14 protein-coding genes are annotated in these 14,501 nt (G+C 65.3%); 7 read left to right on the top strand and 7 right to left on the bottom strand.

Annotated features, from left to right (window positions below; genetic code table 11):
* The first annotated feature begins 44 nt into the window (after positions 1-44).
* The 3 genes from NA5_RS08190 to NA5_RS08180 all read left to right on the top strand — a co-directional run bounded on the left by NA5_RS08190 (position 45) and on the right by NA5_RS08180 (position 2,371).
* Positions 45-890, top strand: a complete 846-nt coding sequence (locus tag NA5_RS08190; protein ID WP_062983639.1) for a polyphosphate kinase 2 family protein — start codon at positions 45-47, stop codon at positions 888-890.
* A gap of 126 nt (positions 891-1,016) precedes the next feature.
* The gene (locus NA5_RS08185) at positions 1,017-1,808 is read left to right on the top strand and encodes a DsbA family protein (protein ID WP_062983637.1); all 792 of its coding nucleotides are present in this window, start codon (positions 1,017-1,019) and stop codon (positions 1,806-1,808) included.
* Complete coding sequence (locus NA5_RS08180) at positions 1,805-2,371, top strand: vitamin K epoxide reductase family protein (RefSeq protein WP_062983635.1); 567 nt, start codon at positions 1,805-1,807, stop codon at positions 2,369-2,371. The genes NA5_RS08185 and NA5_RS08180 overlap by 4 nt, the downstream gene beginning before the upstream one ends.
* Here the strand turns inward: NA5_RS08180 and NA5_RS08175 are convergent.
* Complete coding sequence (locus NA5_RS08175; protein WP_062983634.1) at positions 2,368-3,486, bottom strand: S1C family serine protease; 1,119 nt, start codon at positions 3,484-3,486, stop codon at positions 2,368-2,370. The genes NA5_RS08180 and NA5_RS08175 overlap by 4 nt on opposite strands.
* 108 nt (positions 3,487-3,594) lie before the next feature.
* Here NA5_RS08175 and NA5_RS08170 point away from each other — a divergent pair, with 108 nt between their 5' ends.
* Both NA5_RS08170 and NA5_RS08165 read left to right on the top strand, forming a co-directional pair.
* Positions 3,595-4,647: an NAD(P)-dependent alcohol dehydrogenase gene (locus NA5_RS08170; RefSeq protein ID WP_062983632.1), complete on the top strand. Its 1,053-nt coding sequence runs from the start codon at positions 3,595-3,597 to the stop codon at positions 4,645-4,647.
* A 46-nt stretch (positions 4,648-4,693) separates the two neighbouring features.
* Complete coding sequence (locus tag NA5_RS08165; RefSeq protein ID WP_062983630.1) at positions 4,694-5,893, top strand: AI-2E family transporter; 1,200 nt, start codon at positions 4,694-4,696, stop codon at positions 5,891-5,893.
* On the opposite strand, the gene NA5_RS08160 is transcribed toward NA5_RS08165, so the two are convergent.
* Positions 5,894-7,189, bottom strand: coding sequence for a phthiocerol/phthiodiolone dimycocerosyl transferase family protein (locus NA5_RS08160; RefSeq protein ID WP_062983622.1), 1,296 nt, complete (start codon positions 7,187-7,189; stop codon positions 5,894-5,896). It lies immediately after the preceding gene.
* A 134-nt stretch (positions 7,190-7,323) separates the two neighbouring features.
* Here NA5_RS08160 and NA5_RS08155 point away from each other — a divergent pair, with 134 nt between their 5' ends.
* Entirely contained in the window at positions 7,324-7,881 is a 558-nt protein-coding gene (locus NA5_RS08155) for a TetR/AcrR family transcriptional regulator (RefSeq protein ID WP_062983620.1), read from the top strand.
* A 114-nt stretch (positions 7,882-7,995) separates the two neighbouring features.
* Positions 7,996-8,727, top strand: coding sequence for a ZIP family metal transporter (locus NA5_RS08150; RefSeq protein ID WP_062983641.1), 732 nt, complete (start codon positions 7,996-7,998; stop codon positions 8,725-8,727).
* A gap of 6 nt (positions 8,728-8,733) precedes the next feature.
* On the opposite strand, the gene NA5_RS08145 is transcribed toward NA5_RS08150, so the two are convergent.
* From NA5_RS08145 to NA5_RS08125, 5 genes are all read right to left on the bottom strand, one after another.
* Positions 8,734-9,495 (bottom strand): LLM class flavin-dependent oxidoreductase, encoded by a 762-nt coding sequence (locus NA5_RS08145; protein ID WP_218020066.1) that lies wholly within the window; start codon positions 9,493-9,495, stop codon positions 8,734-8,736.
* Positions 9,496-9,750: 255 nt separating this feature from the next.
* The gene (locus NA5_RS08140) at positions 9,751-10,317 is read right to left on the bottom strand and encodes a TetR/AcrR family transcriptional regulator (protein WP_062983618.1); all 567 of its coding nucleotides are present in this window, start codon (positions 10,315-10,317) and stop codon (positions 9,751-9,753) included.
* Complete coding sequence (locus NA5_RS08135) at positions 10,317-10,736, bottom strand: VOC family protein (protein ID WP_062983616.1); 420 nt, start codon at positions 10,734-10,736, stop codon at positions 10,317-10,319. The genes NA5_RS08140 and NA5_RS08135 overlap by 1 nt, the downstream gene beginning before the upstream one ends.
* Before the next feature lie 109 nt (positions 10,737-10,845).
* Entirely contained in the window at positions 10,846-13,152 is a 2,307-nt protein-coding gene (metE, locus tag NA5_RS08130) for a 5-methyltetrahydropteroyltriglutamate--homocysteine S-methyltransferase (RefSeq protein WP_062983614.1), read from the bottom strand.
* Between the two features lie 340 nt (positions 13,153-13,492).
* Positions 13,493-14,362, bottom strand: coding sequence for a 3-hydroxybutyryl-CoA dehydrogenase (locus NA5_RS08125; RefSeq protein ID WP_062983612.1), 870 nt, complete (start codon positions 14,360-14,362; stop codon positions 13,493-13,495).
* Positions 14,363-14,501 lie beyond the last annotated feature (139 nt).

Genomic DNA, 14,501 nt, shown 5'->3' with positions numbered 1-14,501 from the left:
CACGCCGCGCCCGCGCGGCCAAAAACACCGCATAAGATACATCGATGGCGAAGAAATGGTCGCTGCCGCCGAATCAGGCTCTGCGGGCCGATGGCTTGCGCATCACTGAACTCGACGCCGCTGGTACCCCCGGATTCAAGGGTGACAAGAAACAGGGCCAAGGACTGCTCGCCGAACGCACCACCGTGCTGTCGGATCTGCAGGAAAGGCTCTACGCCAACGGCCGTTCCGGCGATACCCGCAGCGTGCTGCTGGTGCTGCAGGGTATGGATACCGCGGGCAAGGGCGGCATCGTCCGCCACGTCATCGGTTCGGTCGATCCGCAGGGCGTCGACCACGCCTCCTTCGGCGTCCCGACCGAGGAGGAGAAGAGCAACCACTTCCTGTGGCGCATCCGCAAGGCACTGCCGCGCGCGGGCCAACTCGGCGTCTTCGACCGCTCGCACTATGAGGACGTGCTGGTGGTGCGGGTGCACAATCTGGTGCCGCCGGAGGTCTGGGAACCGCGCTACGACGAGATCAATGCCTTCGAGCGGGAACTGGTCGACCAGGGCACCACGCTGGTGAAGGTCGCCATGTTCGTCTCGCTCGACGAGCAGAAGAAGCGGCTGCGCGAACGGCTGGACCGACCGGATAAATATTGGAAGTTCAACCCCGCCGATATCGACGAACGCGGCTACTGGCCCGCCTATCAGGAGGCCTACCAGGTCGTGCTGGACCGCACCTCGACCGACTACGCCCCATGGCATGTGATCCCGGCCGATCACAAGTGGTTCGCCCGCCTCGCGGTCACCGAACTGCTCATCGACGCACTCGAGGGGCTGAAGCTCGACTGGCCACCGGCCCAATTCGATGTCGAGGAGCAGCGGCGCCGCCTCGCCCTGGCGTGACCAAGGTTCCTCTCAGGTTGAGCACGGATGATGTGGCCGTGCCCGTCCACGCCCCGGGGCAGTTCCGGATCTACCATCGTGGCGGCAGAAAACCGGCAGGCAAGCGAAAGGCGTGGTGAACGCACGGTGAGCAAAAAACCGGGTGGTAAAACGAATCCGCTGATGGCGGCGGAGCGCGCGGACCGCAACCGCAAGATCCTCATCCAGGTGGGCGTGGCGGTCGTGCTGGTCGGGCTCATCGCGGCGATCGGCATCGGTATCGCGGTGAAGAACGCCGACAAGAACGATCTGGGCGCCACCCCGTCCATCGCCGCCGCCGCGAGCCAGCTGCCCAATGGCGCCACCGCGACCATCACCGACAACGGCGCCGTCCGCATCGGCAAGCCCGATGCGAAGGTGACCGTTCGCGTCGTCGCTGACCTACAGTGCCCGGCCTGCAAGGGTTTCGAGGCCGCCAACGCTCAGGTCCTCCATGACGCCGTCGACAATGGCACGGCCATCGTCGAATACAACATCATCTCGTTCCTGGACAAGGCCTCCACCACGAAGTACTCCTCGCGCGCGGCCAATGCGGCCTACTGCGTCGCCGAGGCGGATCCGTCGAAGTATCTGGGCTGGTTGGCCACCATGTACGAGCAGCAGCCCGCCGAGGGCAGTGCGGGCCTGACCGATGACCAGCTGATCACCATCGCCAAGGGCGTCGGCCTGCCCGATTCGGTCGGGCAGTGCATCAAGGACAACAGCTACAACAAGTACATCGGTGCCAAGACCAAGGACGTGCTGAACAGCGGAGTCAAATCCACCCCGACGGTCTTCGTCAACGGCACCCAGGTGAACAACCAGGACCTCGCCTTGGCAAACGGTCAGTTCAAGCCCGACGCGATGGCAGCGATCATCGCGAACGCCGCGGCCAAGTGAACAACACCTCTTCCAGGGCCGCCTGGGTGCTGCTGATCAGCGGGCTGGCCGGATGGCTCGCCTCGGTCACGCTGACCATCGAGCGGTTCAAGCTGTTCACCGATCCGAGCTACCGACCCTCCTGCAGCATCAACCCGATCCTGTCCTGCGGCAGCGTGATGACCACCGAACAGGCCGCCAGATTCGGATTTCCCAATCCGATCATCGGCATCGTCGGCTTCTCGGTGGTCGTCACCCTCGCGGTGCTCGCCATCGCCAATGTGCGCTTTCCGCGCTGGATCTGGATCGGGCTTTGGGTGGGCACCGTACTCGGCACCATCTTCATCTGCTGGCTGATCTTCCAGAGTCTGTACCGGATCGGCGCGCTGTGCCCGTACTGCATGGTGGTGTGGGCGATCATCACGCCGCTGCTCGCGGTGGCCACCGAGCAGGTGTGGGGTGGTGCGCGCGGGCCGATGCGGATCGTCGTCGAGTGGCGGTGGACCTTCGTCGCGGTGTTCTACGCCGTGGTGCTGCTGCTGATCTTCCTGAAGTTCCAGGACTACTGGCTCTCGCTGGTCTAGTTCGGTGTGCCGAGCGCGAGCACCACGGTGACCGTGCGCCGCATTCCGCCCGCACCGAGGACACCCAGCGCAACGATGTCATCGGGTTTGTGCACGTTGATCGCGGCCCGCAATGCCCTCGCGGTGGTGATATCGCGACCATCGATCGAGGTGATCACATCACCATCGATGAGCCCGGCGGCGTAGGCCGGTAATCCGTACAGTGCGACATCGATCCGTGCCCCACTCGGTTTCGCATCGGAGATCAGTACGCCGAGCGTCGCGGTCGGCCCGATGTGCACGGTTTCGGTGGGCGTGCCGGAACGGATCTGGCCAACCACCCGCATCGCGGTGTCGATCGGCACCGCATAGCCGTTCGGGGTGCGCCCGACCTCGCGCGAGGTCTCGCCCGACGCGGCGGTGATCACGCCGACCACCGTGCCACCGGGTTCGGCGAGCGCACCGCCGGACTGTCCCGCGCTGACCGGCGCCGCGATCTCCACCATCCCGGTCAGCGATTTGCGGGTCAGATCCGAGGAATTGAGCGCGACGATCGAGCTGTTCAGATCGGTGATATTGCCCTGGATCGAGGTCGGCGTACCACCCGCACCGCCCGCATTGCCGATGGCGAGAACGTCCTCGTGCATGCGCAGTTCGGCGGAGCTGCCGATGCGCGCCATGGTCAGATCGGTGGCGCCGGTGAGTTCCAGCAACGCGATATCGACGTTCGCGTCGTAGCCGAGCACCTTCGCGTCATAGACCGCGCCGTTGCCGACATCGGTGACCGTCACGGTTTCGGCGCCCTTGACCACATGATGGCTGGTCAGCACCTGTCCGTCGGCGGTGAGCACGATTCCGGATCCGGCCGCGCCGAGTCCGAACGGCCGCGAGGACGTGCTGATATTCACCAGTGCCGGTTCCACCGCCTGTGCGACCGCCACCGGATCCAGCGGCGGCAGCGGCTCGAGGAGGGCGGGCGGGGAGTTGTCCGCACTCGAGGACGACGACCAGTCGGGCAGTTCACCGCGGAAGCCGAAGAATGCGGCCACGGCGAGCAGGAGGGCCACGAAGAGCGCCAACGCGCGCCCGCCACCGTCTCGCTGCCCCTCGGGCACGCGGTGCCACTCGTCGTCCATGCCGCTCTCCCGCCTCCGGCTGGGCCCTTGACCAATTCCATTGTGGCCGGAGATCTTTATTCGGCGTTGCGTTTGGCAAACCTCCGATGCGGCGGTAGGCATGTAAGCATGAGTGTTGCTGCCGCGTATGGGTTGCCCGCGCCCGATGGCCACTTCGAGAAGCTCTCGATCGAGCGGCGCGAGCTCGGGCCACGCGATGTGCTGATCGATGTCAAATATGCGGGCATCTGCCATTCCGATATCCACACCGCCCGCAACGAATGGGGCGGTGCGATATACCCGTGCGTTCCCGGCCACGAGATAGCGGGCATTGTCGCGGCGGTCGGTCCCGAGGTGACCAAGCATCGGGTCGGCGATCGGGTCGGTGTGGGCTGCATGGTCGATTCCTGCGGCGTCTGCGGCCCATGTCTGGCCAATGAGGAGCAGTACTGCGACAACGGGGCCACCATGACCTACGACAGCGAGGTGGACTCGTCCATCCAGCCCGGTGGGTACACAATGGGCGGCTATTCGACCCAGGTCGTGGTGACCGAGAACTTCGTGCTGTCCATTCCGGAGGGCATCGGACTCGATGTGGCGGCACCGCTGCTGTGCGCGGGCATCACGCTGTTCTCCCCGCTGCGGCACTGGAATGCGGGCCCGGGTAAGAAGGTCGCGATCATCGGCATGGGTGGGCTCGGACACGTCGGGGTGAAGATCGCCGCGGCGATGGGAGCCGAGGTCACCGTGTTGAGCCATTCGCTCAGCAAGCAGGATGACGGCAAACGCTTCGGCGCGCAGCACTACTACGCGACCGGCGATAAGCAAACCTTCCGCGATCTGCGCAACCACTTCGATCTGATCCTCAATACCGTCTCGGCCGATCTGCCCATCGACAGCTACCTGCGCCTGCTGAAGCTGGACGGCACCCTGGTGATCCTCGGTCTGCCGGAGAACCCGTTGACCGTCAAGCCGTTCACCATCGCCGGATACCGGCGGGCGCTGGCGGGCTCGATGATCGGCGGTATCGCGCAGACCCAGGAGATGCTGAACTTCTGCGCCGAACACGGGATCGGTGCGGAGATCGAGCTGATCTCGGCCGATGAGATCGATGGCGCCTACGACCGGGTCGTCGCCAGCGATGTGCGGTACCGGTTCGTGATCGACGCCTCGACGATCTGATCCGTGTCGTCGCGCCGATTCATCGCCGGTTCGCTAGCTTGGCGATGTGTCCGCGGATGAAGAGCAATCCCCACCCGCCGAAGCGGCGGTGGTCACCGCCGATGTGACCGCGGGGCCGCCGCCGTGGCTGTTGCGAGCGTTCCTGCTCGCGGCGGCGACGGTGGCCGGGCTGGTGTGCGGCTTCTGGATTCTGCAGAAATTGCAGGGTTTCCTGCTGGTGCTGCTGGTTTCGCTGTTCCTGGCCTTCGCCATCGAACCCGCGGTGAATTGGCTTGCCGCGCGCGGGTTTCGGCGCGGGCTGGCGACCGGAGTCGTCTTCCTGGTGCTGACCATCGGGGCCGTCGCATTCGTGGGGACGCTCGGCGCCCTGCTGGTCGACCAGGTCACCACGTTGGTCAACAACGCGCCGGAAAATGCGGATCAGGCCGTCGATTGGGTCAATCGCACCTTCAAGACCGATCTGTCCGGCAATGATCTGCGCAAGTACCTCGGTGAGTGGAGTTCCACCATCGACCGCTATCTGGTCGGGTTGGCGGGCAATGCCTGGGGCGTCGGCACCGCCGCGATCGGAGCCATTTTCCAGTCCCTCGGCGTGCTGCTGTTCACCTACTACTTCGCCGCCGACGGACCGCGCTTCCGCAATGCGGTCTGCTCGCTGCTGCCGCCGCGGCATCAGCGACATGTCTTGCGCGCCTGGGATATCGCCGTCGACAAGACCGGTGGCTATATCTATTCGCGTGGTCTGCTCGCGCTGTGCTCGACGATCGCGCACTATGTCGCGCTGCGCATCCTCGATGTGCCTTCCGCATTCGCCCTGGCCCTATGGGTCGGCGTTGTCTCGCAGTTCATTCCGACCGTCGGCACCTATCTCGCCGGTGCGCTGCCGGTGCTCGTCGCGCTGGTGCACGGTCCGTCCACCGCGCTGTGGATTCTGGGCTTCATCGTGGTGTACCAGCAGTTCGAAAACTATGTCCTGCAACCGAGAATCACCGCGACCACGCTGGATATGCATCCGGCCGTCGCATTCGGCGCGGTCATAGCGGGTGCGGCAATACTCGGGCCGACCGGTGCGCTGCTGGCGATTCCGGTGACCGCGACGGTGCAGGCGTTCGCGGGCGCCTACATCCGTCGCTACGAGGTCGCCGACAGCGACACCGAAAAGCCCGACCGGCCGCCGAAGAAGCAACGGAAGTGGACGCGCCAGTTGACCATTCGCCTGAGCGGCAGCGGTCGGCCACCTGAGTGATCATGCAATGCGCTGTAGCGCATCGATCAGCCTCAGGCCGATCTTGCCCATCTGAGCGCGGCTGTACAGGGCGGTGTCGTACTCGACCTGGATGGTCAGCCGCCCACCGACGGTGAAGACGGTGAGTTTCGGCGGCATACCGGGGCCCATGGCGTAGATGTCGTCGCGAATGTGGCGAATACCGTCCGGGGTCGAATGTGCGGGCAGTCGACCGATATTGGAGATGGCGACCGTTGGCGCGGCCGCGAATATCGCGGCGGTCGCCTCGTCCTGGACGCGCTGGGACGCGAGTAGAAATAAGGGAGCTTCGCGCTGCTCCATCGCGGCCGCCATGCCGGTGGCCACCACGTGTGCGATATCGATCGGTCCCGCGTCCTCGGCGACGAGCGCGGCGGTGCCGACACCGGAGGCACAATTCAGGATCGTATGTTCGGACACGGGCGGCTTCAGCTCCGATCGCATATCCACCGCGTGGCCGCAGAAGAGCGGGAGCGCGCCGGTCGCGGGTTCGAGCTGGGCGCGGAATGCGACGAGGGCGGCGCCGCCGATCAGGCTGTTGACCGAGAGTCCGTGCGCGCGAGCGGTGTCGACCAGTTGCCGGGTTTCCTTGGTATCCAATTCGATTCGCTGCAATGCGAATCGGCCGAGCGGATCGTCGCCGGTCCCGTCGCCGTCGATCGGCAAACTCCGCGGACCCGATTCCGGACCCATCATCGCGGCCCCGGCCCGGATCTGGTCGAGCCATCCGGTGACCTCCGCATCCGAGACGACCTCGGCCAGTCGGGTATCGACGCCCGCTGGCAAGTCCTGCTCGGCATCCGACTGTGGCAGCGCGGTTCCCGTCGCATGTGCGGTGTAGCGCTGCCACAGCTGCGCGAGCAACGCGAAAGCCGATCTGCCATCGGCGATTCCGTGATGGATGACCAGGACGATCCGATCCCGATCACCGTCGCGGAGCAGATGGGCGCGGAACAGGCCGTCGCGCCAATCACGTGGTGCATTGACCAGATTCAGGTACTCGGCTTCACCGCCGTCCGCGATCTCGAGGCGCGGCCAGTAGGCATCGTCGCGGTGGAAATACAGTGTGCCGTCGGCATCGGCCACCGGCTTGCTGCGCAGCAGTGGATGCTCGGCCGCCAATTCGTCGAGTACCCGGCGAAGGATCTCGACGTCCAGCAGACCGTGCACGGTGGAGCCGATGAACAGCGGCATATCGCCGGTCGGCACGCTGCCGAGGTGGGTTTCGGAGCCGAAGTAGATGAGCTCGAAGGGAGAAAGCGGTCGCTGTGCGGTCATTTGGTCGTCTCGTACTTCCGTGTGGCTGAGCAGGCTATGTCTTCAACATACAGATGTTTCAAACAATTGTCACAGACTGGTGTTTGAAACGATTGTCACAAACGGATGTCTGCCGCGCTGATAAGGTGCGAGGCGTGGGAACCCGAGAAGATCTGCTCGCCGCGGCCAAGCAATGCCTGGCCGAACGCGGATATGCGCGTACCACCGTGCGGGATATCGTCGCCGCCTCCGGCACCAACCTGGCCGCCATCAACTATCACTTCGGCACCCGCGACAAGCTGCTCAACCAAGCGATGATGGAATCGAGCGCGGCTGCCGTCCAGCAGATTCTCGATTCACTCCCCGCCCGCGACACCGCGGATCCGGCCATGCGATTGCAGGACTTCTTACAGCAACTGATCACCTCGTTCACCGAGAATCACGCCCTCTGGACCGCCAATGGCGAAAGTCTGGCCCAGGCACTGCATTCACCCGAACTGCGTGCCGAACTGGGCGCCGCCCAGGAACGGGCGCGCACGGAGCTATCCGACTTCTTCGGCCCCGGCGCACCGGACGCCCGACTCGGCGCCGTCCTGCAAACCATGATCGGCGGACTGCTGATCCAACACCTGGTCGACCCGGAAAACGCCCCCACCGCTGCCGATATCACCACCGGTCTGCGCGCTCTCGGCGCATTGCTCGGCGGGACGTAGCCTCCGCACGTCGCCCAGGCGTGCTTCCGGGCGGTTCTGATCCGGGCGAATAGACAGCGAACTTACTCCGCGGATATCGCTTCGCGCTGGCGGCGGGTGACCGATGCTGGACCGATGGCGATTCTGCTCGCGCTGGTATCGATGTGCTCGACGCTGGTCGGCGGGCTGGTCGCGGTGCGGATCGGCGACCGCAGGCATCTGGTGCTCGGGCTGGCGGCGGGCGTCCTGTTGGGTGTGGTCTTCTTCGACCTGCTGCCGGAGGCATTGGACCAGTACGGGGGCAGCGTGCTCGGTGTCCCGGCGGCGCTCATCGCGACCGTGGTCGGCTTTCTCACCATCCACCTCATCGAGCGCGCGGTCGCCGTCCACACCGGACATGAAGGCGAATTCGGTGCGCACAAGCACGGTTTCGAATCCGTCGGGCTGGTCGCGGCGGCCGGGCTGATCTTCCACAGCACCCTCGACGGTCTCGGCATCGGATTGGGTTTCCAAGCCGGAGCCACCGTCGGCATCGCGGTCGCCATCGCCGTCATCTGTCACGACTTCGCCGACGGCTTCAATACTTTCACCATCACCACGCTCTACGGCTCCGCCCACAGACGCGCCCTGACCCTGCTCACCCTGGACGCCATCGCCCCGGTCGTCGGCGCGGTAATCGGTACGGTCGTCCAGGTTCCGGCCGGGACGGTCGGCCTCTACCTCGGCTACTTCGCCGGATTCCTGCTCTACCTCGCCACCGCCGATATCCTTCCGGAGGCCCACGCCGAGCACCCGTCCCGGCTTACCCTCGCCTGCACGGTCACTGGCGCGATATTGATGCTCGTCGTGGCCGCGCTCAGCGACTGACCAGTGTCAGTCGAACTCCGGCAGCACCTCCTGGGCCACCCAAGCCATCGCGTCGGCGAATGCGGGACCGGGTACCGGCAGCCAGATCGAGCAGGCGTGCAGTCCGGCTTCGCGCAGGGCCGCGAGTTCGTCGACAATGCTCGCCGCCGTCGGCCGCCCACCACCGAGCAGCCGTCCCGGATCGCGGCCGATGGCGCTGAATCCGGGTGGGACCACGAAGGCAACCGATGTCAGCAGCGGGTGTCGCTCGATACCGGATGCGTCGGCGAGTTCGGTGAGCCGCTTGCGGATGCCGTGCAATTCGCCGGGATCGGCGACCGGACCGTGCCATGCGCTGCCGAAGCGTACCGCCCTGCGCAGTGCGGCATCGCTGCGCCCGCCGACCCACAATGGTGGTCCACCGGCCGTGCGCGGCGCGATACCGATCCGTGGCTCGGACTCGCCCCGCCACAACGAGGTGAGCACTCGCAGATACTCGCCGGTGCGCTTGCCGCGCTCCCCGAACGGCACCCCGACCGCATCGAATTCGCTGCGGTCCCAGCCTGTTCCGACGCCGAGCGTGAACCGTCCACGCGAGAGTCGGTCCAGTGTCGCGGTCTGATGGGCCAGCACGACCGGGTTGTACAGCGGCAGGATCAGCACGCTGGTCGCGATGCCGATGCGCGAAGTCGCACCCGCGATGGCCGACAGCATGATCAACGGCTCATGCGTGACACCCAGGTCACCTGCCAGCACGTGACTGCCCGCGACAAGGTGATCGAAGCCCAATTACTCTGCGGTGCGCGCTGTTTCGACAATATCGTCGATTTCGCTGGCACGGTCGGGCCATAACCCGTGCGGTGCGATACCGAGCCGAAGGGCGTTGGTCTCGCCGACTGTTTCTGCCGAGGGCATAGCGTGGGCTCCCTGTTCCGGTGTCGTGACAGAGATGGGCACCCCTGTCTGATCACCGGGCACCCTTGATGGACGGGATGCCCGGTTTACCGGAGCAACACCGATAGGCTGCCCTCCCATTCCGGCCGGTCAGCGCGTGATCGCGCGCAGCACGGCATCCACCGACTGATCGGCGAGGGTTTCGTTCAGCGGAAGATGACCGAAGAGCGCACGGTAGTAGATCGGTGCGGCGACCGCGTCGAGAACGAAATCGAGGTCGATACCCGGATCGATATCGCCACGGTTGATGGCCGACTCCAGGGCGATCGCGGTGGTTCGTCTGCGCGGTTCGAATACCGTTGCCAGGAAATGCGCGCGTAGGTCCGGGTCGTTGGCGAGATCCGCCACCAGGGCGGGCAATACCTGACTCAACGAGGTATCACGCAGTGCGGCAACCAGATTGCGCATTGCGATGGTCAGGTCGGCGCGCAGGTCGCCGGTGTTCGGGGTTGGTTGCGGACCCAGTAGATCTGCGACCACGTCGACCACGAGATGACGTTTCGAGGGCCAACGGCGATAGATCGCCGGGCGATGCAGACCGGCACCGGCCGCGACCTGCCCGATGGACAGTTCGGCATAACCCTTCTCGTCCAATAGCTTTCGCGCGGCAGCGAGCACTGCGGCATCGATGCGGTCCTCGCGCATGCGTCCCGGCATCAGAACACCGGGCGTGGCATCAGGACGACTCGCCAACCGTCCGGATCTGGAAAGGTCAAGCCGCCGTTGGCCGCCCAGTACGGATTCTCGGCGGCGACCGGCTGGACCCCGAATTCACCGAGTCGCTGTGCCACGTCGTACATCTGGGTTTCGGTCGAAAAGTAGAGCACCAGCAGATTTTCCGCGCTCGGCGCATCGCCGGGGCTGCCGTCCACATGGGTGGTGAACTCCAGGTGATATCCGGTGCCCGGCAATCCGAGCATCACACCGTCGTAGCCCGCGTGATTTTCGAATCGGTAGAGCTCGCGCAGCCCCAACCCCTCGACGTAGAACCGCACGACCTCTACCAACCGATCGGTGGGCCTGGCAATTCGAACCTGGGCCACCGGCAACGACTCGGGCCATGTCTGCTCAGCCATATCCCAACGATACGGTACGTACTGTACCGATTCGATATGGCATCCATCACCCGAGCCGCAAAAGACCGCCGCCACGTCCGAGACATGGCGGCGGCCTTCGTCTTCGGTATTACTCCGTCGGCGTGGCCCGCCGACGAACGCGACGCGCGGCCGCGACCAAATTGCGCAGCGACGGCTCCAGCTGCCAGTAGTGCCTGGTCTTCAGACCGCCGTCCGGATTCGCCCACAGACGTTCCGGACTGATGGCCTCGGCTGCGGCCGTGAGCAATTCGTCGAGCTCATCGATATCCGGGATCCGCGCCGAACGACTCTCGTAGACACCGGGACCGACGCCATGACTCAGGCCGTGACCCGATGCGGAGTCCTCCCTGAGCGCCTTGAGCACCCATTCGATCGAGCGGGTCGCCACGATCGCGGTGACATCGGCGTCGAGCTCCTCGATCGCGTCGACCACCTCGGTGCGACCGGAATAGCCGATATGCGTATGGATCTGGGTCTCCGGCTTGACGCCGGAGGTGGCCAGGCGGAATGCCGCGACCGCCCAGCGCAGATATTCGGCGCGCCCCTGCGGACGCATGGGTAGCAGCTCGCGAATGGCGGGCTCGTCGACCTGGATGATCGAAATCCCGGCCCGTTCCAGATCCACGACCTCGTCGCGAATGGCCAACGCGACCTGATCGGCGGTCTCGTACAGCGGCTGATCCTGGCGCACGAAAGAACGCGCGATCATGGTGACCGGACCGGTGACCATGCCCTTGACCGGCTTATCGGTCAACGACTGGGCATAGCTGATCCACTCGACCGACATCGGCGCGGGTCGCGAGACGTCACCGTAGATGATCGGCGGTCGCACACAACGGGATCCGTACACCTGCACCCAGCCGAAGTGCGTGGTCGCGAAGCCGTCGAGCAGCTCGGCGAAGTACTGGATCATGTCATTGCGCTCGTGTTCACCGTGCACGAGCACATCGAGGCCGATGTCCTCCTGCAGGCGGATGGTGGCCTCGATTTCGGCCTCGATCTTCTTGCGGTATTCGTCGTAGGACAGCTTGCCCTGGCCGAGGTCGTAGCGGGCCTGGCGAATCTTGGTGGTCTGCGGGAAGGACCCCAGCGTGGTCGCGGGCACCGGCGGCAGATTCAGCTTGCGCTGCTGGGCTTCGCGGCGCACCTCGTACGGTTCACGCGAGCGCATACCGGGCGTGATCGCGTAAACCCGTTGCCGCACCGCGTGTTTCTGCTTGAAGTGCACCTCGGTCGGCCGCTTGCGCCACTTGTCCGACGGCCCCTCGGTGAGGGCCTTGGCGAGCGAAACCACCTCGCCCACCTTCTGCTGCGCGAAGGCCAACCGGTCGGCGACATTGCCCTCGATATCGTATTCGGCGAGCACGTCATAGGGCACGTGCAGCAGTGTCGTGCCGGTGGACACCACCAGGTCGGGGCACACCTTGGCCAACTCGTTCAGGTATTCCAGGGTCACGTAGCGATCCGCGCGCCACACATTGAGGCCGCTGATCACGCCCGCGTACAAGCGCTTACGGCGAATGCCCGGAATCTGCGCAAGCTCCTCGGGCTGGATCCGATAGCTGGCCAGATCCAATCCGATGGCCTCGACATTGGTTTCGGCCAGAATCCGCAGCGCCTCACCGAAATCGCCGTACTGCCCGGTGACGAGCATGCGCGGCCGCAGCGCCGAGGTCGAAAGTCGTTGGTAGGCACGCTCGAACGCGGCCAGCTCTTCCGGAGTGCGCTCGCTGGTGAAGGACGGTTCGTCCAACTGCACACAGGTCGACCCCCGCTTGGCGAGGATTTCGAACAGCTCCTCGTACACCGGAAGCAGCTTGTCCAACAGGCTGAGGGTGTCGAAACCGCCCGCCTCGCCGGGGATATGCCCCGCCTTGGACAGCAGCAGCAGCGACACCGGACCGAGCACCACCGGACGCAGCTCGATATCACTGGCCTTGGCGCGATCCCATTCGTCGAGCAAAGCCTCCGGATGCAGCGAGAATTCGGTGTTCTCGTCGAGTTCGGGCTGGCGGTAGTGGTAATTCGTACCGAAGAACCGCACCAGCTCCAGCGGTGGCAGATCCGGACGACCGCGTGCCATCAGGAAATAGAAGTCCAGCGGGTGCAGCTCGTCCTGGTAGGGCTTGAATCGCGCGGGCACCGCACCGAAAAGCAGCGCATTGTCGAGAATGTGGTCGTAGAAGGAGAAGGTGTTGCCCGGCACCTGGGTCAGGCCGGTGGCGGCCAGCCCGCTGTACTGCCGCTCCTGGATATCGCGCCCGACCGCGAGCAGTTCGTCGCGGGAGACCCCACCACGCCAATAGCCCTCGAGGGCCCGCTTGAGTTCGCGGTGCGGCCCGATCCTCGGGTAGCCGAGAATGCTCGACCCGTATCCGTCCTGAACGTTGACCATGAGCGGGGCACTCCCTTTCGATCACCTGCGCTGTGTTCAATTGCCGCGCCTCGGCGCGGCGTGTTCGCGGCCCCCTGGTGTCTCGCGTCCGAGCCGTCGAGACTCGCGACTTCGTCGCATGCGCTTCGACGACTCGGACGCGAGACGGGCCGCGAACGGTCGCTCGTAAGACTCGCTCCGTGGTGCTCACGTGGGTGCGGAACGGCGGCAGACGCCCACGACAGCACGTCTTCAACAGCCTATTCCGCTGACCGCATCGGCTCTGTCTGATTTGCGGCGTCTGATGGTTCGCATCCGAGTGGCGCCGCCACCGCGGAGTCAGACCAGAAGCGACGCGGCATTAGACCTTGTACTGATAGAAGCCCGCGCCGGTCTTCTTGCCGAGCAGACCGGCCTCGACCATGCGCATCAGCAGCGGCGGCGCCGAGTACAGCGGCTCCTTGAACTCCTGGTACATGGAGTCGGCGATGGACTTCACGGTGTCGAGGCCGACCAGGTCGGTCAGCGCCAGCGGACCCATCGGGTGGGCGCAGCCGAGCACCATCGCCTTGTCGACGTCTTCCTTGGTGGCGAAGCCCGATTCGACCATCCGGATGGCCGAGAGCAGGTACGGCACCAGCAGCGCGTTCACCACGAAACCGGAGCGGTCGGCCGAGCGAACGACCTGCTTGCCGAGCACATCACCGGCGAAGGCCTCGGCCCGCTCGGACACGGCCTCGCTGGTCTTCAGCGTGGTGACCAGCTCGACCAGCGGCAGCACCGGCACCGGGTTGAAGAAGTGCATGCCGACCACACGCTCGGGGTTGGCAGTGGCGACGGCGATCTTCATGATCGGGATGGAGGAGGTGTTGGAGGCCAGCACGGCGTCCGGATCGGTGACCACCTTGTCGAGTTCGGCGAAGATGGCGGTCTTGACCTTCTCGTCCTCGAGCACCGCCTCGACCACCAGCTGGCGGTCGGCGAAATCGCCGAGGTCGGAGGTGAACCGCAGCCGCCACGCGGCCTGTTCGCGCTCGCGCTCGGTGATCTTGCCGCTGCTGACGCCGCGGTCGAGTGAGCGCAGGATGCGGGCGCGACCTGCGGCGGCTAGCTCCCGAGTCTGTTCGTAGACGAGCACGTCGATATGCGCCCGCGCGCACACCTCCGCGATTCCGGCACCCATCTGTCCGGCACCGATGATGCCGACGCGCTGAATCTTCTCGCTGCTCACGTCCCGCTCCTGCTGGTTTTGTCTGGCTGTCGGGTGGCTGGTGGCGAAGGACGCTCGGATGGGAGCGGACCTTCGATGGTCCAAGGTATAGGGATGCCCTCCCGGCTGGGGCTGTTCAGCCGGGAGGGCGGTGTTGGAT

The sequence above is a fragment of the Nocardia anaemiae NBRC 100462 genome (assembly GCF_001612725.1).
Classification (GTDB): Bacteria; Actinomycetota; Actinomycetes; order Mycobacteriales; family Mycobacteriaceae; genus Nocardia; species Nocardia anaemiae.
This window is presented reverse-complemented; position numbering and strand designations above follow the sequence as displayed.